This is a genomic window from Qipengyuania sp. RANM35 (assembly GCF_041021145.2).
GTDB classification, from domain to species: Bacteria; Pseudomonadota; Alphaproteobacteria; order Sphingomonadales; family Sphingomonadaceae; genus Qipengyuania; species Qipengyuania soli.
Genome location: NZ_CM196433.1, coordinates 2301151 through 2321957 on the forward strand (window position 1 = coordinate 2301151; position 20807 = coordinate 2321957).

General features: G+C 63.1%; 18 protein-coding genes. 13 read left to right on the plus strand and 5 right to left on the minus strand.

Annotated elements, in window-relative coordinates; translation table 11 throughout:
- Positions 1-27 precede the first annotated feature (27 nt).
- On the minus strand, positions 28-1314 hold the full coding sequence (locus RAM60_RS11450) for an acyl-CoA dehydrogenase family protein (protein WP_369026659.1): 1287 nt from the start codon (positions 1312-1314) through the stop codon (positions 28-30).
- Positions 1314-2675 (minus strand): phosphotransferase family protein, encoded by a 1362-nt coding sequence (locus RAM60_RS11455; protein WP_369026658.1) that lies wholly within the window; start codon positions 2673-2675, stop codon positions 1314-1316. Before RAM60_RS11455 ends, RAM60_RS11450 begins: the two co-directional genes overlap by 1 nt.
- Before the next feature lie 300 nt (positions 2676-2975).
- Between RAM60_RS11455 and RAM60_RS11460 the strand changes: the two genes are divergently transcribed.
- On the plus strand, positions 2976-3947 hold the full coding sequence (locus RAM60_RS11460; RefSeq protein ID WP_246449749.1) for a serine hydrolase: 972 nt from the start codon (positions 2976-2978) through the stop codon (positions 3945-3947).
- 106 nt (positions 3948-4053) lie between these two features.
- Here the strand turns inward: RAM60_RS11460 and RAM60_RS11465 are convergent, their stop codons facing one another.
- Positions 4054-4305 carry a hypothetical protein gene (locus tag RAM60_RS11465; RefSeq protein WP_369026657.1) on the minus strand — a complete coding sequence of 84 codons (252 nt, stop codon included), beginning with the start codon at positions 4303-4305 and terminating at the stop codon, positions 4054-4056.
- Positions 4306-4552: 247 nt separating this feature from the next.
- Here RAM60_RS11465 and polA point away from each other — a divergent pair, with 247 nt between their 5' ends.
- The 3 genes from polA to RAM60_RS11480 are packed head-to-tail and all read left to right on the plus strand — an operon-like array spanning position 4553 to position 9796.
- Positions 4553-7387 carry a DNA polymerase I gene (polA, locus tag RAM60_RS11470; protein ID WP_369026656.1) on the plus strand — a complete coding sequence of 945 codons (2835 nt, stop codon included), beginning with the start codon at positions 4553-4555 and terminating at the stop codon, positions 7385-7387.
- Positions 7388-7395: 8 nt separating this feature from the next.
- Entirely contained in the window at positions 7396-8664 is a 1269-nt protein-coding gene (locus tag RAM60_RS11475; RefSeq protein ID WP_369026655.1) for a sensor histidine kinase, read from the plus strand.
- Positions 8665-8710: 46 nt separating this feature from the next.
- The gene (locus tag RAM60_RS11480; protein ID WP_369026654.1) at positions 8711-9796 is read left to right on the plus strand and encodes a mechanosensitive ion channel family protein; all 1086 of its coding nucleotides are present in this window, start codon (positions 8711-8713) and stop codon (positions 9794-9796) included.
- A gap of 1 nt (position 9797) precedes the next feature.
- Here the strand turns inward: RAM60_RS11480 and RAM60_RS11485 are convergent, their stop codons facing one another.
- Positions 9798-12119 carry a CDC48 family AAA ATPase gene (locus RAM60_RS11485; RefSeq protein ID WP_369026653.1) on the minus strand — a complete coding sequence of 774 codons (2322 nt, stop codon included), beginning with the start codon at positions 12117-12119 and terminating at the stop codon, positions 9798-9800.
- Between the two features lie 399 nt (positions 12120-12518).
- On the opposite strand from RAM60_RS11485, the gene RAM60_RS11490 reads away from it, so the two are divergent.
- The 9 genes from RAM60_RS11490 to RAM60_RS11530 all read left to right on the plus strand — a co-directional run bounded on the left by RAM60_RS11490 (position 12519) and on the right by RAM60_RS11530 (position 19497).
- Positions 12519-13226, plus strand: a complete 708-nt coding sequence (locus tag RAM60_RS11490) for a CoA transferase subunit A (RefSeq protein WP_369026652.1) — start codon at positions 12519-12521, stop codon at positions 13224-13226.
- Entirely contained in the window at positions 13223-13678 is a 456-nt protein-coding gene (locus tag RAM60_RS11495; RefSeq protein ID WP_369026651.1) for a YybH family protein, read from the plus strand. The genes RAM60_RS11490 and RAM60_RS11495 overlap by 4 nt, the downstream gene beginning before the upstream one ends.
- Positions 13675-14619 carry an HAD family acid phosphatase gene (locus tag RAM60_RS11500; protein ID WP_369026650.1) on the plus strand — a complete coding sequence of 315 codons (945 nt, stop codon included), beginning with the start codon at positions 13675-13677 and terminating at the stop codon, positions 14617-14619. Before RAM60_RS11495 ends, RAM60_RS11500 begins: the two co-directional genes overlap by 4 nt.
- 1 nt (position 14620) lies before the next feature.
- On the plus strand, positions 14621-15277 hold the full coding sequence (locus tag RAM60_RS11505) for a CoA transferase subunit B (protein ID WP_200981503.1): 657 nt from the start codon (positions 14621-14623) through the stop codon (positions 15275-15277).
- Between the two features lie 71 nt (positions 15278-15348).
- Positions 15349-16485, plus strand: a complete 1137-nt coding sequence (locus RAM60_RS11510; RefSeq protein WP_369026649.1) for a nitronate monooxygenase — start codon at positions 15349-15351, stop codon at positions 16483-16485.
- 39 nt (positions 16486-16524) lie between these two features.
- Complete coding sequence (locus RAM60_RS11515; protein ID WP_369026648.1) at positions 16525-17193, plus strand: ferritin-like domain-containing protein; 669 nt, start codon at positions 16525-16527, stop codon at positions 17191-17193.
- A 40-nt stretch (positions 17194-17233) separates the two neighbouring features.
- Positions 17234-18370, plus strand: coding sequence for a CaiB/BaiF CoA transferase family protein (locus RAM60_RS11520; protein WP_369026647.1), 1137 nt, complete (start codon positions 17234-17236; stop codon positions 18368-18370).
- A gap of 83 nt (positions 18371-18453) precedes the next feature.
- A complete protein-coding gene (locus RAM60_RS11525) occupies positions 18454-19005 on the plus strand; it encodes a GbsR/MarR family transcriptional regulator (RefSeq protein ID WP_510639756.1) in 552 nt (183 codons plus the stop codon).
- Positions 19006-19089: 84 nt separating this feature from the next.
- Positions 19090-19497, plus strand: a complete 408-nt coding sequence (locus RAM60_RS11530) for a hypothetical protein (RefSeq protein WP_369026646.1) — start codon at positions 19090-19092, stop codon at positions 19495-19497.
- A 53-nt stretch (positions 19498-19550) separates the two neighbouring features.
- Here the strand turns inward: RAM60_RS11530 and metK are convergent, their stop codons facing one another.
- Positions 19551-20789 carry a methionine adenosyltransferase gene (gene metK, locus RAM60_RS11535; RefSeq protein ID WP_369026645.1) on the minus strand — a complete coding sequence of 413 codons (1239 nt, stop codon included), beginning with the start codon at positions 20787-20789 and terminating at the stop codon, positions 19551-19553.
- Between the last annotated feature and the right edge of the window lie 18 nt (positions 20790-20807).

Sequence of the window (20807 nt, forward strand, 5' to 3'; positions counted from 1 at the left end):
AACGACTTGTGACGGACCACCAATGGCTTAGCCATACTTGCCGCGCTTCGGGCCGAGGTATCCGAAAAGGTATGCCCCGACCTTGCGCATCTGGATTTCCTCCGCGCCCTCGGTGATCCGATAGCGGCGGTGATGGCGGTAGATATGCTCGAACGGCTTGTGCCGCGAATAGCCGATCCCGCCATGCACCTGCATTGCCCGGTCGGCCGCCTGGCAGACGAGGCGGTTGGCGTAATAGTTGCACATGCTGACCTTGTCCGAGATCGTCTTCTCGATCTCCTCGTGCGGCATGTTGTCCATTTCCCAGGCAGTTTTGTAGATCAGCAGGCGCAGCATCTCGCATTGGGTGGCAAGCTCTACCAGCGGGAACTGGATTGCCTGGTTGCGCGCCAGTTCCTCGCCGAAGGGCTTGCGTTCGCGGGCGTAGCGGACGCTCTCCTCGACACAGTAAGTTGCCGCACCAAGGCTTGATGCGGCCTGACGGATGCGGTTCTGGTGGACGAAGCTCTGGGCGAGCGCGAGACCACGCCCTTCGACGCCAAGGATGGCGCTGTCGGGGACCCAGACATTGTTGACCGACAGTCGTGGGTGGTCGGTCGGCATGTTGAAAGTCCACATCCACTCCTCGATTTCCAGACCGGGAGTGGGATTGGGCACGAGGAAGCAGGTTATGCCGCTGGCATCGCCGTCCTTGCCGCTGGTGCGGGCGAACATTGCGCAATGCGTCGCCACGTGCATGCCGGTGATCCACATCTTCTCGCCGTCGATGCGCCAGCCGTCGACACCGTCACGCGTTTCGCGCACGGCCTTGGTCTCCATGAAGGTGGCGTCCGAACCATGGTGTGGCTCCGTCAGGCCGAAGGCGACGCGCCGCGTCCCTTCAAAGCCGCCGAGGATGAATTCCTGCTTCTGTTCCTCGGTCCCGAAGGTCTCGAACATGGCCACGAAGGGGAAGTTGCCGACGATCGAGTGTTCATTCTGCAAGTCGTTGTGAAGCCCGAGGCCGCGCGCGGCAAAGCGATCGCGGATGACTGCCATCCACAGGTTCGAGCCGTCCTTGCCCCCGTACTTTTTCGGTGCCGAGAAACGCCAGTGACCGGCCTCGTCCGCTGCCTTGCGGGCCTGGCGCAGCAGGTCTTCCCACTCGTGGCGCGGCAGCCCCCCTTCCTCGAAATTGGTGCGCGCCCACTCGCGGCGATGGTCGAAAAACCGGATGTTGTCATCCTTGGCCACCAGCGGATCGATCTTCTTCTCGATGAAATCGACGAGCTCGGCGTAATAATCCTCGAGCTCCTGCGGCACGGTGAAATCCATCAATCCTCTCCTGTCCATTTGCGCCGTGCGACAGCGAGCGCAGGGTATTTGGGCATGTCGACCGCCAGCTTGTCGAGCGTCGTGCGGCGCAAGCGGGCAAGCAATCCGGGTTCAGCAAGCGTGCGTTCGCCCTCGAGCAATGCTCGAGCGAGTTGCGCATCGGTAGCGATGACCTGCGCCGCGTAGTCACGGGCGATGATGCCCAGTGCATTGCGCGCAACGGCATGCTGGAAGCGGTCGTGACCTTCCATGCGATCCTTCACCGTTGCCAGCCACTCGGAGATTGCGGTCGCGAGTTCTCCGGCCGTGGCCTCACCGGTCGGCGGTGGCGGTGACGACGACGCGGGTAAGGACTTCGTCCGCTCTTCTTCGGGTGCCTCGCCTTCCAGCAGCAAGAGGAGGTCGAGTTCCTGCTCGCTAGTCCGGCGCGAAATGATCGCCCGCTCGACGGTCCGGTCCGCACCTTCGCGCCATGTCCTGCCCATGCGCCAGCAGCCGAGCGCCCACCAGCAGGTGCGATAGACGAGCCACCAGTGAAACCTTGCGCGGTCGACTCTGCGACCGCCAGCAGACTCATAAGCGGCAAACCAGTCGTCGAGGCTGGCGAGTCCGGCGGCCGGGCGGTCTATTCGCGCAAATCGCCAAACGGTCAGGCAAGCATAGGCGAGATCTTCATGCGGGTCGCCGAGGTGCGCCAATTCCCAGTCGAGGACCCCGGTCAACTCGGTGCCTGCGACGAGCACGTTGCCGAGCCGGTAGTCGCCATGGATCAGCGCGGGCTCGGTTGGCCCGGGCAGATTGTCGACCAGCCAGCGCAATGCCAGCGCGACAATCGGTCGGTTGCCACCGGCCTCTTCGTACTGAGTGCGAAGGCCGGCCACTCCCTCCGCCGGGTCGAGGGTAGGCAAGCCAGTCGGCAGAGAGCCGGGATCGATGTTGTGAATGCCCGCCAGCTCACGCGCGAGCTGGCCACCCAGCAAACGGCCCTCAGCTTCCCCGGAATTATCGCCGAGGATCGTCCGCGGATCGGGAGTTCCAGGAAGCGCACGCATGACAAACCCCGTTCCGAGGCCATCGGCTTCCTCCAGCTCGACCACGATCTCCGGGGCAAGGACGCCGACGGCATGAACTGCCCTGATTGCGGCCGCCTCAATATCGTGACCGATAGCGCGGCCTTCCATCATGGCTGCAGATGGCGCCCGCCTCAGGACGAAATCTTCCCCGCCCGCTGAGAAGCGCCAGCTTTCCATCGTTGCCCCACCCGTTAATCGGGTGAGGCCTGATGGCCGTTCAATTCCGACGCGCGCAAGCGCTCTCTCCAGCCCGCTCTCGATGGCGGCACCGCGTTCCTCGACTCCCATGCAGCCGATGCTTGCAGGGAAACAGTCCGCCGCTCAACCCCGGAACTGAGGGTCATGGGTTCTGGCGGGTCGCTTGGCCGCAGTGAGGGGGCGCTGTGCACGGTGCGCACCTGCATTTCGGTCGTGGGACTTGCCTGATATTGCCCCATGGAATCAGGTCCGGTCGCTGTAGCGACACTTCTCATCGCTTTGGCACTTGCGCCAGATTCCGTAGCGGCCTTAAGCTTCAGGTAACCATAGGGGCGGTAAATAGGTTACATGCGGACAGGGTTTTTCAGCACCATCATAGCGTCTTTCGCGATGTTGATCGCGGCTCCTGCAAGCGCTGACTCCGGCGGCAAGGCTCTTGAAGCCAATTTCGACAATGTCCTGGGGACTGAGGCCAGAACGCCGAAGTCATTTGACGCGGTCTATGACAGCGCGCTGGAGCAGAGGATTGCCGAACTGGCCGAAGGGTCACGCGGCCGCATCGGCGTGGCAGCAATCGATCTTTCAACGGGTCAGTATGTCGGTGTGCTGGGTGACCAGCGCTTCCCCATGGCCAGCACGAGCAAGGTCGCTATTGCAGCAACTTTCCTCGAAGGCGTTGAAAAGGGCCGGTGGTCGCTGACCAGTGAGTTTCCCTTGTTGCTGCCACGCAGCTCGGCACCGTTTTCGAGCAAGGTCGCACCGGTCTACGAAGGCCAATATATGAAGGCGATCGATCTCATCGAGATCATGATTACCCGTTCCAGCAATCCCGCGACCGATGCCCTTCTCCGCGTCGTCGGTGGCCCCGAGAAGGTCAACGACTGGGTCCGGAGGCAGGGTATCAAGAATTTCAGCATCGATCGCGATATCGCTACACTGGTGCGCGACGACGGCGAGTTTAATCCTGCGAACCATATCGACCTGCGCGACAGCGCCACGCCCAAGGCGATGGTCACCCTCCTGACAGGCCTCTATCAGGGCAAGTATCTGAGCGAGGATAGTCGCCGCGTGCTACTTGGCGCGATGAGCCGCACGCGTACAGGCAAGCGTCGCATTCCCGCTCTCATGCCGGCTAGCGTGAAAGTCAGCCACAAGACAGGCTCACTCAACAACACTTCGAGCGACATCGGCATCATCGAGACTTCAGACGGTCGCGCCATTGCTGTGGCAATCTACGTCACTGGCCAGGGCACGAGGCTGGATCGCGAAGGAAAGATCGCCCAGATCGCCCGCGCATTGCACGATGGTTATGCGGCGGAAAACCAGCGTAACTGGGCCAGCGCGAAGTACGGCGGTCGCTGAGGGAAAACCTCAAAAAGTTCGGTGGACATAGAAAAAGGGCGGCGCCGGATGGCACCGCCCTTTCCTGTTTCGTGACGGAAACCCGTCCGCGAAAACCCAGGTCCGATTAGTCGGCCTTGGCTTCGGCAGTGGTTTCGTCCTGCACGTCGGCTTCGACTTCTGCAGCAGCGTCGTCAGCAGCTTCGGCGGTCGCATCAGCAGCGCCTTCAACGGCGTCGCCAGCAGCTTCCATGTTGGCTTCGGTGTCGGCAGCAGCGTTCTCGACGGTTGCGTCAGCAGCGTCTTCGGTAGCTTCCGAGCAAGCGGCGAGGGTAAGAGCAGCGGCCGAAGCGGCAGCGAAAAGAGCGATCTTACGCATAGGATGAATTCCTTAGTCAGCGAGTTAAGGTGCGTTCCACGACCCAAGAGACGCTTCCCGCGCGAGCCCCGGATTCGGACCTCACGAGCCTAAATAGTGGCGGGATTGTGGCAGAGCAAGCTTTTTTGCCCTATTTCGGCCATCATCCCACACCTGCCCCCGAGCCAAGGACTTGCTTGTAAAGGGTTTCAGGTCGAACTCCAAAACGGCTCCCCAAGCCCATTTGGCGCTGCTAAGTCCCCTCGCGATGGCCGAAAAACCCCACCTCTACCTCGTCGACGGATCCGCATACATCTTTCGCGCCTACCACAGGCTGCCCCCGCTAACTGACCCCGAAGGCACGCCGGTCGGCGCCGTCTATGGCTACACCACCATGTTGTGGAAACTGGCCGACGATCTCGACAAGGCCGACGGCCCGACGCACCTCGCGGTCATCCTCGACAAGGGTTCGTACAGCTTCCGCAACGACATTTACCCCGAGTACAAAGCTAACCGACCCGAGCCGCCTGAGGACCTGCGCCCGCAGTTCCCGCTGATCCGTGACGCAACCCGCGCCTTCAGCCTGCCCTGCATCGAGGAAGAGGGCCTTGAAGCAGACGACCTTATCGCCTCCTATGCCCGCGCTGCACAGGATCGGGGCTGGAACGTCACAATCGTCTCCTCCGACAAGGACCTGATGCAGCTGGTTGGCGAGAAAGATGGCGCTCGCATCGACATGCTCGACACGATGAAGAGCGCGCGCATCTATCGCGACGAAGTGAAGGAGAAGTTCGGGGTGTATCCCGAGCTGGTCGGCGATGTGCTCGCGCTGATGGGCGACAGTGTCGACAACATCCCGGGTATTTTCGGGGTCGGGCCGAAAACTGCCTCCAAGCTCATCGACGAACACGGTTCGCTGACCGCCGCGCTCGACGCTGCGCCCGACATGAAGAAGTCGAAGCTGCAGGAACGTCTGATCGAGGGCCGCGAGATGGCCGAACTCAGCCGCGTCCTCGTCACGTTGAAGGAGGATTGCGACCTTCCCGAGCCGCTCGACGATTTCAAGCTCGACGGCGTCCCTCCCGAACCGCTTGCCGCCTTCCTCGCCAAGCACGGGTTCACCAGTCTGTTGAAGCGTCTCGACGCGGGTCGTGGAAGTCCCTCCCGTCCTACCGACCTGAATCCCGCCAAGCAGGACACTGCCAGCGCGCCCGCCACCAATGGTGGAAACCGGCAAGACCTGCCCGACCTCCCGCATATCGATCGCACCAAGTACGAAAGCGTTCAGACACTGGAGCGACTGGAACACTGGGTCGCTCGCGCCAGCGCTGCGCGGGTCGTTGCCGTCGATACCGAGACCGATAGTCTCGACGCAATCCGCGCCAACCTCGTCGGAGTCAGCCTGTCGGTCGGCCCTGACGAAGCCTGCTACATCCCGCTCGCCCACGGCGGCAGCGACATGTTCTCGGACAAGCCGACACAGGTCGACAAGGCCGCTGCCCTCGCCGCTCTGAAGCCGCTGCTCGAGAGCGATGCCGTCCTCAAGGTCTTCCACAACGGGAAATACGATCTCAACGTTCTCGCAAGGAACGGAATAACCGTTGCCCCGATCGACGACACCATGGTGATCAGCTTCGACCTCGACGCAGGCCGCAGCCTCGACGGGATCGGGGGCGGCCACGGCATGGACGAACTCGCCGAGCGCCATTTCGGCCACTTGTGTATCGCGTTCAAGGACGTGTGTGGCTCCGGAAAGAAGGCGATCCCCTTCGGCGAGGTTCCGCTGGACAAGGCCACCGAATACGCTGCCGAGGATGCGGACGTCACCTGGCGCCTCTACCAGCTCCTCAAACCCCGACTGGCTGAAGAGGGGGGAACGCGCATTTACGAGCGGGTCGATCGACCACTGGTCCCGGTTGTGGCGCAAATGGAGCGTCACGGCATCAAGGTCGACCGCGCACACCTGTCACGACTATCCGAGGAATTCGCGAAGGAAACCGCTCGTCTCGAAGGTGAAATCCACCAATTGGCAGGCGAGCCATTCACGGTCGGCAGCCCCAAGCAACTGGGCGACATCCTGTTCGACAAGCTCGGCTACAAGGGCGGACGCAAAGGCAAGAGTGGTCAGTATTCGACCGACCAAGCCATACTCGAGCGGCTTTCGGGCGAGGGAGCAGTGATCGCCGACAAGGTCCTTGAATGGCGCCAGCTCGCCAAGCTGAAATCGACATATACCGATGCCCTGCAGGAGGCGATCAATCCCGAGACCGGTCGCGTCCATACCAGCTACAGCCTCGTCGGCGCGCAGACGGGTCGCCTGTCCTCAACCGATCCGAACCTGCAAAACATCCCCATCCGTACCGAGATCGGCCGTCAGATCCGCGACGCTTTCGTAGCAGAGGAGGGCAATGTCCTGCTCGCCGCCGACTATTCGCAGATCGAGCTGCGCCTTGCCGCGCATATGGCCGATGTTCCCAGCCTCAAGGAAGCCTTCGCGGCGGGCGAAGACATTCATGCGCGCACCGCACAGGAAATGTTCGGCACAATCGATCGCGACACGCGCGGCCGCGCAAAAACTATCAACTTTGCAATCCTTTACGGTATATCGCGCTGGGGGCTCGCCGGGCGACTCGGCGTAACGCCGGAGGAAGCACAGGCGATGATCGACACCTATTTTCAGCGCTTCCCGGGCATCCAGCGTTACATCATGGAAACGCTCGAGAGCGTGCGAGAACGCGGCTACTCCGAGACCCTGTTCGGTCGCAAGACGTGGTTCCCGCGGATTAATTCGAAGAATCCCAACGAACGCGCCGGGAGCGAACGTGCCGCGATCAACGCGCCGATCCAGGGTACAAGCGCGGATATCATCAAAAGGGCCATGGCGCGCATGATGCCCGCGCTCGACGGTGCCGGCCTCGGTCATGTCCGTATGCTACTGCAGGTGCATGACGAACTGGTCTTCGAATTGCCCGAGGGCGACGTCGCGGCCGCGAGCCCGGTGATCGAACGGGTCATGGCAGAGGCTGCACGTCCAGCCGTAGAACTCAGTGTCCCGCTGGGGGTCGAAATCGGTACTGGTCCGAGCTGGGGAGCAGCACACTGAAACGGACCATGACCTTTGCCTTGCGGGACCGCGGGTTCCGCTGGGTCAATCTGGCCCTGCTGGCCACGATTGGCGCGGCGATGCTTGCGCTCATCTTCCTGGTCTACAAGACCGTCGAGGCGGAGCGCGCGCAACGCGCGCAGGTCGAAAAGACTTCGGAAATCCTCGACCAGCTCCGCAGGATCGGCCGGGCCACTCTCAACGGCGAGACCGGACAACGCGGTTACCTCATCACACTCGACCGGAGATACCTCGTTCCCTACGAGGCCGGCCAGGAACAGATCGACCCGGCGCTCGATCGCCTGCGCGCACTTCTCCAGGACGTCGCGACCCCACGCCAAACCGAACTGGTGGACGAGATCGAGGCGCTTGCGAGGGCGAAGTTCCGGGAAATGGACGACAGCGTCGCTATGGTCGAAGAAGGGCGCTTACTCGACGCCCGCCGCGGTGTGCTGACCGACGAGGGTGTGGAGACGATGGAGCGCCTGGCCCGGGCGATCCGCGAGATGGAGGAAATCGAGAACGGTATCCTTACCGATGCGATTGCCAACACTTCACGTTCGGAAGGACGGGTCATGCCATTGCTCGGCGCACTCCTGTTCCTCCTCATCCTGGCCATGATCGGCGGCGGTCGACTTGTAAGCCGCGCGGCACGGGCAGAGGCCGAAGCCGCTCAGGCAGCGGCACTGGGCGAGGCCCGCGATCGTGCAGATTTGCTTGCGCGCGAGCTCAATCACCGCGTGAAGAACCTCTTCGCCGTGGTCCTTGCCATCGTTCAGATGAGCGCCCGCGACAAGCCGGAAGCCAAGGAGGTGACGGAGAGCATAGCCCAGCGCATCCGCGCACTCCTGACAGCACACGAGGTCAGCCAGGGCGAGCTCGAGCGCCCGGTGGCATCGCTCCAGCAATTGATCGAGACTTCGCTCGCCCCCTACCGCTCGTCCAGCCAGACTGCGCAGATCGACGGTCCTGAAGTGATGCTACCCGCGAAAAGGGTCACGCCGCTTGGACTCGTGCTTCACGAACTGACCACCAATGCGGTGAAATATGGTGCATGGGCCAACGGCGGGCAGATCCTGGTCGACTGGGAAGAGCGCGACAATCGCGTGCGACTGAATTGGCGCGAGACCGGTGTGCCGGAGCAGGAGACGCCCGATCGCAAGGGCTTCGGCAGCCTGCTGATGACCAGCGCCGCGCGCCAGTTCGGCGGCAGCATCGAACGCGAATTCGGACGCGATGGTATCGTGGTCCGCATCGACCTGCCATTGGGCGATTGATCTCCGCCCTTGAAAGGCGTGGCCCGCGCCCATAGGCATGCCCGCAATGCTAGAGCGTTTTGACCCACGGAACTGGCCCGTCTCGACCGAGGCGCTGATAGAAACACTGATTGCGTTGGGCATCGCGGTAGTCGCGGCCTGGCTCCTCCACTGGGTGCTCTTCGCTATCTTGCGGCGCGTGGTCGCCCGGTCCGAAAGCCAGATCGACGATGTCGTGCTCAGTGCGGTACGGCGCCCGCTCCGCCTGGCAATGGTCGCTCTTGCCATCTCCATAGCAGCCGAGAACGAAGCGCTTGTCGGTCGCGGCTGGGACATGCTTGCCGGGTTTCTGGTTCCGGCAGTCCTGGGATGGGTTGCCTTTGCCACGGTCAAGGGTCTCGCCAAGGGATATGCCGTGCAAATGGCAGGGGTCGACGACCTGGTGGCCCACCGCGGGCGGATGACCCGGATCGCCATCCTTTCGCGCACAGTCAGGGTGGCCATCGTCATCATCACCGTATCGCTGGTCATGCTCAACATCCCGGGCGTCCGGGATGTGGGTACGACCATGCTTGCTTCGGCAGGGCTCGCTGCCCTGGCAGTCGGCGCCGCGGCGCAGCCGGCGCTGAAATCGTTGATCGCAGGCCTTCAGATGGCGCTTACGCAACCGCTGCGCATCGGCGACCTGGTAAAGGTGGACGGACAAGCCGGCCGGGTCGAGGAAATCCGCATGAGCTTCGTCACCGTGCGGACCTGGGACGAGCGTGTGCTCGTCGTGCCGACCAGCCGCTTCCTCGACCAGAGTTTCGAAAACTGGTCGCGGGTGAGCGAGAAGCTGACCGGACCGGTCTTCCTCCACCTCGACCCGGATACCGAGATCGAGCCGATCCGCGAGGAATTCGAGCGCTTCGTGAAGGAGCATCCGCTTTGGGACGGGCGCAACCTCGCGCTGCTCATGACCGAAGCCTATCCCGAAAGCATCGAGCTTCGTCTTTCGATGAGCGCAGATACGATCGGCGATCTGTGGACGCTGCGCTGCGCAGTGCGCGAGCACATGCTCGCATGGTTGCGCAAGAACCAGCCGGGGGCGCTGATCCGCCACCGGCTCGAGGTCGACGCGGCCAACCAGCGCGCGCAGGAAGCTAACGCCTGAGCTAGTCCGTGATCGGCGCGCCGTGCTTCTGGCTGCGCGTCGATTCGATCATGCCTTCATGGATGAAGCCGATCGGGTGGACCTCTGCCGCGCGCTTCTTCAGCTCGCCACGCATCTTCTTGTACTCGTCCTCCATCTCGGTGGTGACGGTCGCACGGCTGTCCTTCAAGGCTTCCTCGAAATCGGCGGCAGTGACGTTTTCGACATCTCCACCCGCCCGTTGCAGGGCATTGAGGCCGGCCCTGCGCACGACATCCTCGAGATCGGCGCCGGTAAAGCGCTCGGTCTTGCCCGCCACATCAGCGAGTGAGACGTCCTTTGCCAGCGGCATGCTGGCCGTATGGATGCCGAGGATCTGCTCGCGCCCGGCCTTGTCGGGAGTGCCGACATAGACGAGTTCGTCGAACCGGCCGGGTCGTAGCAGAGCCGGATCGACCAGCGTTGGACGATTGGTGGCACCGATCACCACGACGGACTGCAGTTCCTCGAGACCGTCCATCTCGGCCAGAATGGTGTTCACCACACGTCCGGTCACGGCGGGTTCGCCCTGTCCGCTGCCGCGCGCAGGTACGAGGCTGTCGATCTCGTCGATGAAGATGACGCAGGGTGCGACCGAGCGGGCACGCTTGAACATGCGCGCAATCTGCTGCTCGCTCTCGCCATACCATTTTGACAAGAGGTCGCTCGACTTCATCGAAATGAAGTTCGCTTCGGCCTCCTTGGCGACCGCCTTGGCCAGCAAGGTCTTGCCGGTCCCCGGAGGACCGTAGAGCAGGAAGCCCTTGGCCGGGCGGATGCCCAGTCGACGGAAGGCGTCGGGGTTCTTGAGCGGAAGTTCGATGCCTTCCTTCAGCTTGTCGATCGCCTCACCCACGCCGCCGATGTCGGACCAGCCGACGTTGGGCACCTGGACCATGACTTCGCGCATGGCCGAAGGCTGGATACGCTTGAGCGCAGAGAGGAAGTCTTCGCGACCCACATAAAGATCGTCGAGCACTTCGGGCGGGATCGTCCGTTCGTCGAGATCGATGCGCGGCATGATCCGGCGTACCGCATCGATCGCAGCCTCACGGGTCAGGGCGGCGATGTCGGCACCTACGAAGCCGTAGGTCGCGCGGGCCAGTTCGTTCAGGTCGACCTTGTCGCCGAGCGGCATGCCGCGGGTGTGGATGCCCAGAATCTCCCGGCGTCCATGCTCGTCCGGAACGCCGATCACGATTTCGCGATCGAAGCGGCCCGGACGGCGCAGGGCCTCGTCGATAGCGTCTGGCCGGTTTGTGGCAGCGATGACGACGAGATTGTTACGAGCCTCCAGCCCGTCCATCAGCGTCAGCAGCTGGGCCACGAGGCGCTTCTCCGCCTCTCCGGGAACGCGATCGCGTTTCGGCGCGATCGAGTCGATCTCGTCGATGAAGACAATCGCAGGTGCAGACTTGGTCGCTTCCTCGAATACCTCGCGCAGCGCCTTCTCACTCTCGCCATAGCCGGAACCCATGATCTCGGGTCCGTTGATGGTGAAGAAGCTGGCGTCGCTTTCATTGGCGACCGCCTGCGCAAGACGGGTCTTGCCAGTTCCCGGCGGACCATGGAGGAGCACGCCCTTCGGCGGATCAACGCCGAGGCGAGTGAAGAGTTCGGGATAGCGCAGGGGCAGCTCGACCATCTCGCGCAGAGCCTGGATGGTTTCGCCCATACCGCCGACGTCGTCGTAATTGACGACCGCGCGTGCATCGCGCGGCGGCTCGAACTCGGCGCGCAGCTCGACCTCGGTGTCCTCGTCGATATGGACGATGCCTTTGGGCGTGGTCGAGACGACGCTGAGGCGGATCTGGGTCAGTGCGTAGGCCGGCGCGTTGAACATGCGGCGTACTTCGGGCGGCATGTTCTGGACCGGCTGCTGGCCGGTGGTTGCGACGAGGTCACCCGCGACGATCGGCTTGCGGAAGAAATTGCGCTTGAGTGCCTGGGCCGGGCCCTGCAACCGCATCTCGCGCTGGGCCGGGGCGAAGACTACGCGCGTAGCGGGGCGGGACTGGGCGGCCACGACATTGACGTGTTCGCCCGAACCCACCTCGGCATTGCCGCGCTGGAGACCGTCCAGTCGCACTACATCGAGGCTTTGGTCCTCGTCATAGGCGGCCATGGCGATGGCTGCGGTGGACCGCTTGCCGGTAATTTCGACGACATCGCCTTCGGTGATGCCGAGGGCCTGGAAGGCCGAGCGCGGCATGCGGGCGATGCCCTGCCCGCTTTCTTCCTGACGCGCAGCCGCGACCTGCAGTCTGACCGTCTTGTCCGCTACCGCGGCTTCAGCTTCCGCCATGGGGGTGTTTTCCCTTTGTCCGTCCAGTCGTTCGGCCCCTAGCTGGGGTCGGGGCCATGCCGATGCAATGAACAACTCGCCGCCAAGGGTCCGGCGCGGGCAAGAAAAAAGCCCGGCAGGAGAACCCGCCGGGCTTGGAAAGTCTTGGGAGAGGATGCCTGAAAGGCAGGTGCAGATATGCTGGCGAGGCCGATTTTGTGCAAGTGCGAAATAAACAAGCATGCTTGCAAAAACTGCAACTAGGTGGATGGCTGATCGGGTTAACGCGTTGAAAAATCATAATGCATACGATTGCGCGTTGCAATATTTGCGCTGCGGCGCACAACGCGAAGGTCCTGTGGCGGTGACGCTACGGCATGCGCGTGACAGACGCGATTTAAGCCGTTAAGCCGCGCTCCCATGAACAAGATCTTCCCCGATGCCGCCGCCGCCCTCGAAGGGGTTCTCAAGGATGACATGCTGATCGCCAGCGGGGGTTTCGGCCTTTGCGGCATCCCCGAAAGGCTGCTTTCCGCGATTCGCGACAGTGGGGTGACGGGCCTGACCTTTGCCAGCAACAATGCCGGGATCGACAACGAAGGCATCGGCATGCTGCTGCGCACGCGGCAGGTGAAGAAGATGATCAGCTCCTATGTCGGCGAGAACAAGGAATTCGAGCGGCAGTTTCTCTCGGGCGAGCTGGAAGTCGAATTCTGCCCTCAGGGCACGCTCGCGGAACGCATGCGCGCAGGCGGTGCGGGCATTCCCGGTTTCTACACCAAGACCGGTGTCGGCACGCAGGTCGCCGAGGGCAAGGAGAGCAAGGTCTTCGACGGCGAGGAGTATATCCTCGAGCGCGGCATTTTTGCCGACCTCGCCATCGTCAAGGCTTGGAAGGCCGATGAGACCGGCAACCTCGTGTTCCGCAAGACCGCGCGCAATTTCAACCTGCCTGCAGCCACCTGCGGCAAGGTGTGCGTCGTAGAGGTCGAGGAAATCGTCCCCGTCGGCAGCCTCGATCCGGACTGCATCCACCTGCCCGGCGTCTACGTCCAGCGGATGATCGTGGGCGCGCCCTACGAAAAGAAGGTCGAATTCGTCACTACGCGCGAACGCGAGAACTCATGATGCCTTCCCTGGTCGACGATATCGCGGCTGTCGATCGCACCGTCGACGCGGTTTACGCTGCCATCTCGGGCGGTGTCGGCGAAGAGCGCGACTGGGACGCAATGCGCGCGCTGTACCTGCCCGATGCGCGGCTGACCGCAATCCGTGCCGACGGGATCGAGAGCGGTACGCTGGAAGAATATATCGCTAGCAAGCGCGATTTCCTGGTCGCCAACGGCTTTAGCGAGGGGACCCTGGTCAACCGCATCGCAGTCTACGGCGATATTGCCCATGCATGGTCATCTTATTCGGGTGACTGGACGGAACCCGACGGCGCCAAGGGTGCGACCACGGGGATCAACTCGTTCCAGTTCATGCGTCAGGCCGACGGTAGCTGGCGCGTCCTGTCACTGCTGTGGCAGGTCGCAACGCCCGACCTTCCCCTTCCCCAAGACATGGAGAAAGCCGCATGAGGAATGCCGCGACCCCCGCAATTCTCGCCATCCTCCTTGCCGGCTGCGCGACCACCGAAGCAACCGAAGTGGCGAGCGCACCGGCCGCTCCCGTTTCCGCCGCAAGCGTTGGTGAGAAGGACGCGCCCGATACGATGCGCTGGCTGTACGGCTCGGGCGAGGCGGCTGGCGCTTCGATCCAGGCCTGGCGTCAGCTGGCCGACTACGCGATCGCGGTCTCGCGCCAGCGCAAGGTTCCGCAGTCGATCCCGCTCGGCCTCCCCGACGTGCCGGGTGGCATAGCGACCCCGTCGTGCGTAGCGGCCGATGGGAAGATGAAGCCATTCGCCGCCGTGTTCGACGTCGACGAGACCGTTCTCCTCAACACCGGCTACGAGTATTGGCAGGCCTATTCGGGCAAGCCGTACGTTCCCGAAGAATGGGAGCAGTGGGCCAATGGCGGCGCGGGCATTGCAGCACCGGTCCCGGGGGCCGTCACTGGCCTCCGGCGCTTGCGCGAAGCGGGCATTGCGGTGATCTTCAACACCAACCGCAATTCCGACACCGCGGCCGGCACTGCTGCCGCGATCGAGGCTGCTGGCGCAGGTCCCGCAGTCCATCTCGACAATCTCTTCCTTCGCGGCGACGACGCCATGGGCGGACGCAAGGACGGACGCCGCGCCACCATTTCCGCCAAGTACTGCGTCATTGCGATGGCAGGCGACAACCTCGGCGACTTCGCCGATGCATTTAACGATCCCGCGCTTGGCGTTCAGGAGCGCCGCTCGCTGGTTGCCCGTGGCGAATATGCACAACTATGGGGCAATGGCTGGTTCCTCATCCCCAATTCGGCCTACGGAGCCTGGCAGAAGGGCACGCTCGACGATGTCTTCCCGCCCGAAAGCCGCTGGATGCCCGCCGAGAAGACAGACGCCCCTGCCATCATGGAAAAGAGCAAGTAAGATGACCGATACCGCCACCAAAACCGGCTGGGACCGCAATGAAATGGCTGCGCGCGCGGCGCGTGAGTTGAAGGACGGCTACTACGTCAACCTTGGCATCGGCATCCCCACACTGGTCGCCAACCACATTCCCGAAGGCATGCACGTCACGTTGCAGAGCGAGAACGGCATGCTCGGCATCGGACCCTTCCCCTATGCCGGCGAAGAGGATGCCGACCTCATCAACGCGGGCAAGCAGACCATCAGCGAACTGCCGCACAGCGCCTATTTCGACAGCGCGGCGAGCTTCGCCATGATCCGCGGCGGGCATATCGACTTGACCGTGCTCGGGGCGATGGAAGTTGCCGAGAACGGCGACATCGCCAACTGGATGATCCCGGGCAAGATGATCAAGGGCATGGGCGGCGCGATGGACCTCGTCGCCGGCGTCAAGAAGATCATCGTGGTGATGGAGCACAACGCCAAGGACGGCAGCCCCAAGTTCATCCCCGCCTGCACCCTGCCGCTTACAGGACGCAACGTGGTCGACATGATCATCACCGATCTCGCCGTGTTCCAACGGCCCGATCACGACAGCCCGTTCCGCCTGATCGAGACCGCGCCGGGCATCACGGCAGACGAGATCGCCGCCAAGACGACGGCGCATTACGTTTCCTAACGCAACGGGTCTTGCCAGCCCCCGATTCGCCACGCACCATGCCCCGCGAGAGAATTCGAGGGGAGAGTGCGATGCCGATGAACCGAGTTTGCGAATTGACCGGGGCGGAGTTCCCGCTGTTTGCCTTCAGCCACTGCCGCGACGTGGTCGCAGCGGTCAGCAAGGCAGGCGGGTTCGGCGTGCTCGGCGCGACGCGGTTCAGCCCGGACCAGCTCGAAGAAGAGCTGGCATGGATCGACGCTCATGTAGACGGCGCCCCTTATGGCGTAGATGTTCTCGTCCCTGAAGTAATCGATCCGCGCGTTCGCGAGCTGTCCGACAACAAGAGCCGCGCTGCGGCGATCGATCCTGCCTACCAGGGCTTCGTCAATGAGGTCCTCGGTCATTATGGCATCGCCCCGGAAGCCGAGATGCCGATCCTGCGCGAGCGGATGGGGATCACGCCCGAGAACGGCCTCGCGCTGATGGAGGTCGCGTTCCGCCATCCGATCAGGCTGATCGCCAATGCGCTCGGGATCGCGCCACCGGCGATGATCGAGGAAGGCAAGAAACGCGGCGTACCCGTGGCCGCGCTAGTCGGCGCAAAGGAACATGCGATCCGCCAGGCCGAGGCCGGGGTAGACATCATTGTCGCGCAGGGCACGGAGGCCGGCGGGCATTGCGGTGAGGTCTCGACGCTTGTCCTCATTCCCGAGGTGGTGCGCGAACTTTCACGGGCCGGGCACGACATTCCGGTGCTGGCAGCGGGCGGCATCATGACCGGCGGACAGATGGCCGGGATGATGGCTGCGGGGGCGCAAGGTGCGTGGACCGGGTCGATCTGGCTGGCGACGCCGGAGGCCGAGACCTCCGAGGCTTTCCGCGAGAAGATGATCGCCGCACGGAGCCGCGACACGGTCCGCTCGCGTGCGCGCACCGGCAAGCCCGCGCGCCAGCTCAAGACCGCATGGCACGATGCCTGGGATGCTCCCGACGGCCCGGGTACTCTGCCCATGCCGCTGATGGGCATGGTGTCGGAACCCGCCTTCGCCCGGATCGAGCGCGAGGCAGCGGCCGGAAACGAGGGCGCACGCGAGCTGGTGACCTATTTCGTCGGCCAGGGCGTGGGGCTGGTCGAACAGGTCCGCTCGAGCCGCCAGGTTGTGCAGGACTTCCGCGAGGAATTTATCGAAGCGGTTTCAGGGCTTAGCGGAATGCTTGCCGAATAAGCGCTTACCCTGACCGCCGTTTCGTGCGAGGGAACACCTATGGGTTTGCGCACTTCCTTCCGGAATCGGTTCCTCGACGTCCTGGGCTCGATCTACATCTACAACGAGCACCGAGGGTACACCTCGCTCGACCGCGTGCTCGAGGCCGTGCGGGCGCGCTGTCCCGACGACCATGCCTTTATCACCGCGGTCGAAAAGCACCGGGCTGACGAGGAAAAGCATTACCGCATGTTCCGCCGCTGGTTCGAACTGCGAGGGGTGATGCCCTTGAAGGTCGACCGCACCTGCGGCCACATCGACCATTTCATCGAGACCGTGTTCGGTTGCACCATCGACGATCTCGACACCGCCGCGATCGTTGCCGACGGCGACGAGTTCGAGAAACTATGCCGCGTCATCATGATCACAGAACAGCGCGGCATGGACCAGGTCGAGGTGCTGCTTAGGAACAGCCACATCCGCTCCGACAAGGCGATGAAGCGGATCTTCGAGGTGGTCGAGAAGGACGAGCCCAGCCACTGGATGCCCTATGACGCCTGGCTGCGCGCACATGGTCGCAGGCCCAAGCCGCGCTGGCGCGAGAAGTGGACCGATTACTGGATCCACAAGTCGCTGATGCTGGCAAAGCTCCCGGCAGTCTTCCTCAACCGGAAAAGCGCCCGGCTCGAAAGTTGGCCCGACGAAGACCCGAACGCCTACGCCATCTGAGGCTTGACCACCTGCCCCCACTGGCGCAGCAGCACCAGGCATGTGGCTCGACCAACCCCGTAATCCGAATGCCCCGCTTGCCGGGCTAAAAGTCCTCGAACTTGCCCGCGTCCTCGCCGGGCCATGGGCTGGACAGATTCTGTCCGACCTGGGCGCGGACGTGATCAAGGTAGAAAGCCCGGAAGGCGACGGGACCCGCCTGTGGGGACCGCCGTGGGTCGAGCACGAGGGCGAGCGCTCGGCAGCCTATTATCATGCGACCAACCGCGGCAAACGCAGCGTGGTAGCCAACTTCAAGAACCCCGACGATCTTGCCCGCGTGAGGGCTCTCGCCGAAAGCGCAGATGTCGTTCTCGAGAACTTCAAGACCGGCACGTTGGCCAAGTTCGGCCTCGACTACGAGGTCTTGTCCGAAGCCAACCCCCGTCTCGTCTATTGCTCGATCACGGGCTTCGGGCAGACCGGACCGCGCGCGCATGAAGCGGGGTATGATTTCGTCATCCAGGGCATGAGCGGCTTCATGGCCCTGACCGGCGAGCCGCAGGGGCAGCCGATGAAGATGGGAGTGTCGATCTCCGACCTCAGTTGCGGCCTCTATTCGGTAATCGGCATCCAGGCCGCGCTGGCGATGCGCGAACGCACGGGCAGCGGGCAGCATGTCGACATGGCATTGCTCGACTGTTCGGTCGGCTTGCTCGCCAGCCAGGCACTGCACTTCCTGACCACGGGCACGAACCCGCCCCGGATGGGAAATGAACACGCGCAGGTGAGCGCCTATGGTGTGTTCCCGGTTGCCGACGGCGAGGTGGTCCTGGCACCCGCGAACGATGGCCTGTTCCGGCGTCTGCTCAAGCTGCTGGGCCGCGACGACCTGCTCACCGACACCCGCTTCGCCTCCAACGAGGCCCGCCTCGCCAATCGCGCCGAGCTGGACGCCTTGATCGCAAGCGAAACATCGAAGTGGCAAATGGACGAATTGCTGGCCGACTGTGCCGAGGACGGCATCCCCGCAGGTCCGATCAACGCCATCGACCAGGTCTTTGCCGACCGGCAAGTCCTCGCACGCGGCATGCGCGTCGATCTCGACGGCATCCCCGGCGTGCGCAGCCCCTTCACCTTCTCCGAAGCCGAGCTTGCACTCGACCGTCCCAGCCCGCGCAAGGGCCGCGACGGCTGAGTCCCCAGCACCACGTCAAGCGCAGGATTGACGCGTTCCGTTAATTTCTGTAATTACAGAAATACAAGGAATGGAGCCGAGTCGTGGCCGACATCATGGACATCCCCGAAGCGCGCGCCTTCATCCTCCACTGGGGCGAGATGGGTAGCGAGTGGGGCGTCAATCGCTCAGTCGCGCAAATTCATGCCCTGCTCTACCTTTCAGACCGGCCACGTCATGCCGAGGAAATCTGCGAGAAGCTGGGCCTTGCCCGCTCCAACGTCTCCAACGGATTGAAGGAACTCCAGTCCTACCAGATCGTCAGGCGCGTCCATGTCGAAGGTGACCGCCGCGACCACTTCACTGCAGATGTGGACCTGTGGGACATGCTCATGAAGATCACCGCCGAGCGCAAGCGGCGGGAGATCGATCCCACCATCCAACTGCTCGGCGAACTGGCCGAGAGCCTGGAGGGGCGTCCCGATGTTCCCCGGCATGTCCGCGAGCGGATCGGGCGGATGCATGAGTTCATTGGCACGCTTGCCAATTGGTACGCCGATGTGCGCCGCCTTCCCAAGTCCACCCTGGTCACGCTGATGAAGCTGGGCGGACGCGTCGCCCGCCTGCTGCCCGGCGGCGGCAAGGACAAGACCTGATCCCCCACCCCTGACCGAAAGGAGACAAAACCCGAGACAAAGTCGCAAAAGCAGATTTCTCAAATTACAGAAATGGAGGAAATCATGTATCTCGTACCCGCCTACATCATCTATTTCGTCGTTAGCATCGCCCTCACGGTCTGGGTGGCGCACACGCTGTCGAAGAACGGTATCGTATTCCTGGTCGAATGCTTCGGTCATGACGATCTGCTGGCGCGAAGCACCAACCACCTGCTCGTGGTCGGATTTTACTTGGTCAACCTCGGCTGGATCCTGCTGACGCTACGCTTCGGGACCGAGCCGCAGAACCTTGCCGGCATGATCCAGTTCCTGTCGGGCAAGATCGGACTGGTCGTGGTGGCTCTCGGGTTCATGCACTTCTTCAACATGAACGCGATTGCGAAGTTCGGGCGCAAAGTCGGGCAGTGGCTGCGCGAGGACAGCTTCGGCAATCCGGTCGAAGTCCCTCGCGAGGGCGTGGCCCTGCGTTAGGATCGTCCGACTGGTGAAAGGGGGCGGCTCTTGCGGGCCGCCCCCTTTTCGTATCAGGCCAGGGCTGCCTTCAGGTCGTCGACGAGGTCGATCCGCTCCCAAGGGAACAGGTCGCCTTCTGCCTTGCGGCCGAAGTGGCCGTATGCGGCGGTCTGGCGATAGATCGGCTTGTTGAGGCCGAGATGGGTACGGATCGCGCGCGGGGTCAGCCCGCCCAGCTTGTCGATACTTGCAATCGCCTTTTCCAGCGCTTCGTCGGTCACCCCCGGCGCGCAGGTGCCGTGGGTGTCGACATAGAGCGACAGCGGCTGCGAAACGCCGATGGCATAGGCGATCTGGATCGTGCATCGCCGGGCAAGGCCCGCCGCGACGACGTTCTTGGCAAGGTAGCGGGTAATATAGGCTGCCGAGCGGTCGACCTTGGTCGGGTCCTTGCCGCTGAAGGCGCCGCCACCGTGCGGAGCCGCGCCGCCATAGGTGTCGACAATGATCTTGCGCCCGGTCAAGCCGGCGTCACCATCGGGTCCGCCGATTTCGAACGAACCGGTCGGGTTGATATGCCAAGTCGTCGCGTCCGACAGGAAGCCTTCGGGCAGGATCTCGCCGACGACCTTCTTCACATAGGCGTGGAGCTCTGCCTCTTTCTCGCCTTCGTCGTAGCCCGGAGCATGTTGCGTGCTGACGACTACGGCGGTGCAAGCGACCGGCTTGCCGTTTTCGTAGCGCAGCGTGACCTGGCTCTTGGCGTCGGGTTCGAGGAAGGGCGCGGTACCGCTCTTGCGATCAGCCGCAAGGCGTTCGAGGATCTTGTGGCTGTAGTCGATCGGTGCCGGCATCAGGTCGGGCGTCTCGTCGCAGGCGAAGCCGAACATGATGCCCTGGTCACCTGCGCCCTCGTCCTTGTTGCCGCTGGCATCGACGCCCTGCGCGATATGGGCGCTCTGGCCGTGGAGGTGGTTTTCGAAGGTCAGTGTCTGCCAGTGGAAACCATCCTGCTCGTAACCGATTTCGCGAACCGTACGGCGGACAGCCTTCTCGATTTCTTCCTTTGCGCCCGGTGCCCAGCCGCCGTTCTCCGCCCAGTCGGGGTTGTTGGCATCGTACATCGGTGCGCAGCGAATTTCGCCCGACAGGATCACCCTCTGCGTCGTGGTCATGGTCTCGCAGGCAACCCGCGCCTCGGGATCCTTGGCCAGCATCAGGTCGACGATGGCATCGCTGATCTGGTCCGAGACCTTGTCGGGATGACCCTCTGAGACGCTCTCGGAAGTGAACAGGAAATTGGCGCGCATTGGGACCCCGAGATATGG

What these genes read in the sequence shown, in the direction of transcription:
- RAM60_RS11450 (WP_369026659.1), bottom strand. Translation starts at nt 1,314, where the DNA reads ATGGATTTCACCGTGCCGCAGGAGCTCGAGGATTATTACGCCGAGCTC.
- RAM60_RS11455 (WP_369026658.1), bottom strand. Translation starts at nt 2,675, where the DNA reads ATGGGAGTCGAGGAACGCGGTGCCGCCATCGAGAGCGGGCTGGAGAGA.
- RAM60_RS11460 (WP_246449749.1), top strand. Translation starts at nt 2,976, where the DNA reads ATGTTGATCGCGGCTCCTGCAAGCGCTGACTCCGGCGGCAAGGCTCTT.
- RAM60_RS11465 (WP_369026657.1), bottom strand. Translation starts at nt 4,305, where the DNA reads ATGCGTAAGATCGCTCTTTTCGCTGCCGCTTCGGCCGCTGCTCTTACC.
- polA (WP_369026656.1), top strand. Translation starts at nt 4,553, where the DNA reads ATGGCCGAAAAACCCCACCTCTACCTCGTCGACGGATCCGCATACATC.
- RAM60_RS11475 (WP_369026655.1), top strand. Translation starts at nt 7,396, where the DNA reads ATGACCTTTGCCTTGCGGGACCGCGGGTTCCGCTGGGTCAATCTGGCC.
- RAM60_RS11480 (WP_369026654.1), top strand. Translation starts at nt 8,711, where the DNA reads ATGCTAGAGCGTTTTGACCCACGGAACTGGCCCGTCTCGACCGAGGCG.
- RAM60_RS11485 (WP_369026653.1), bottom strand. Translation starts at nt 12,119, where the DNA reads ATGGCGGAAGCTGAAGCCGCGGTAGCGGACAAGACGGTCAGACTGCAG.
- RAM60_RS11490 (WP_369026652.1), top strand. Translation starts at nt 12,519, where the DNA reads ATGAACAAGATCTTCCCCGATGCCGCCGCCGCCCTCGAAGGGGTTCTC.
- RAM60_RS11495 (WP_369026651.1), top strand. Translation starts at nt 13,223, where the DNA reads ATGATGCCTTCCCTGGTCGACGATATCGCGGCTGTCGATCGCACCGTC.
- RAM60_RS11500 (WP_369026650.1), top strand. Translation starts at nt 13,675, where the DNA reads ATGAGGAATGCCGCGACCCCCGCAATTCTCGCCATCCTCCTTGCCGGC.
- RAM60_RS11505 (WP_200981503.1), top strand. Translation starts at nt 14,621, where the DNA reads ATGACCGATACCGCCACCAAAACCGGCTGGGACCGCAATGAAATGGCT.
- RAM60_RS11510 (WP_369026649.1), top strand. Translation starts at nt 15,349, where the DNA reads ATGCCGATGAACCGAGTTTGCGAATTGACCGGGGCGGAGTTCCCGCTG.
- RAM60_RS11515 (WP_369026648.1), top strand. Translation starts at nt 16,525, where the DNA reads ATGGGTTTGCGCACTTCCTTCCGGAATCGGTTCCTCGACGTCCTGGGC.
- RAM60_RS11520 (WP_369026647.1), top strand. Translation starts at nt 17,234, where the DNA reads ATGTGGCTCGACCAACCCCGTAATCCGAATGCCCCGCTTGCCGGGCTA.
- RAM60_RS11530 (WP_369026646.1), top strand. Translation starts at nt 19,090, where the DNA reads ATGTATCTCGTACCCGCCTACATCATCTATTTCGTCGTTAGCATCGCC.
- metK (WP_369026645.1), bottom strand. Translation starts at nt 20,789, where the DNA reads ATGCGCGCCAATTTCCTGTTCACTTCCGAGAGCGTCTCAGAGGGTCAT.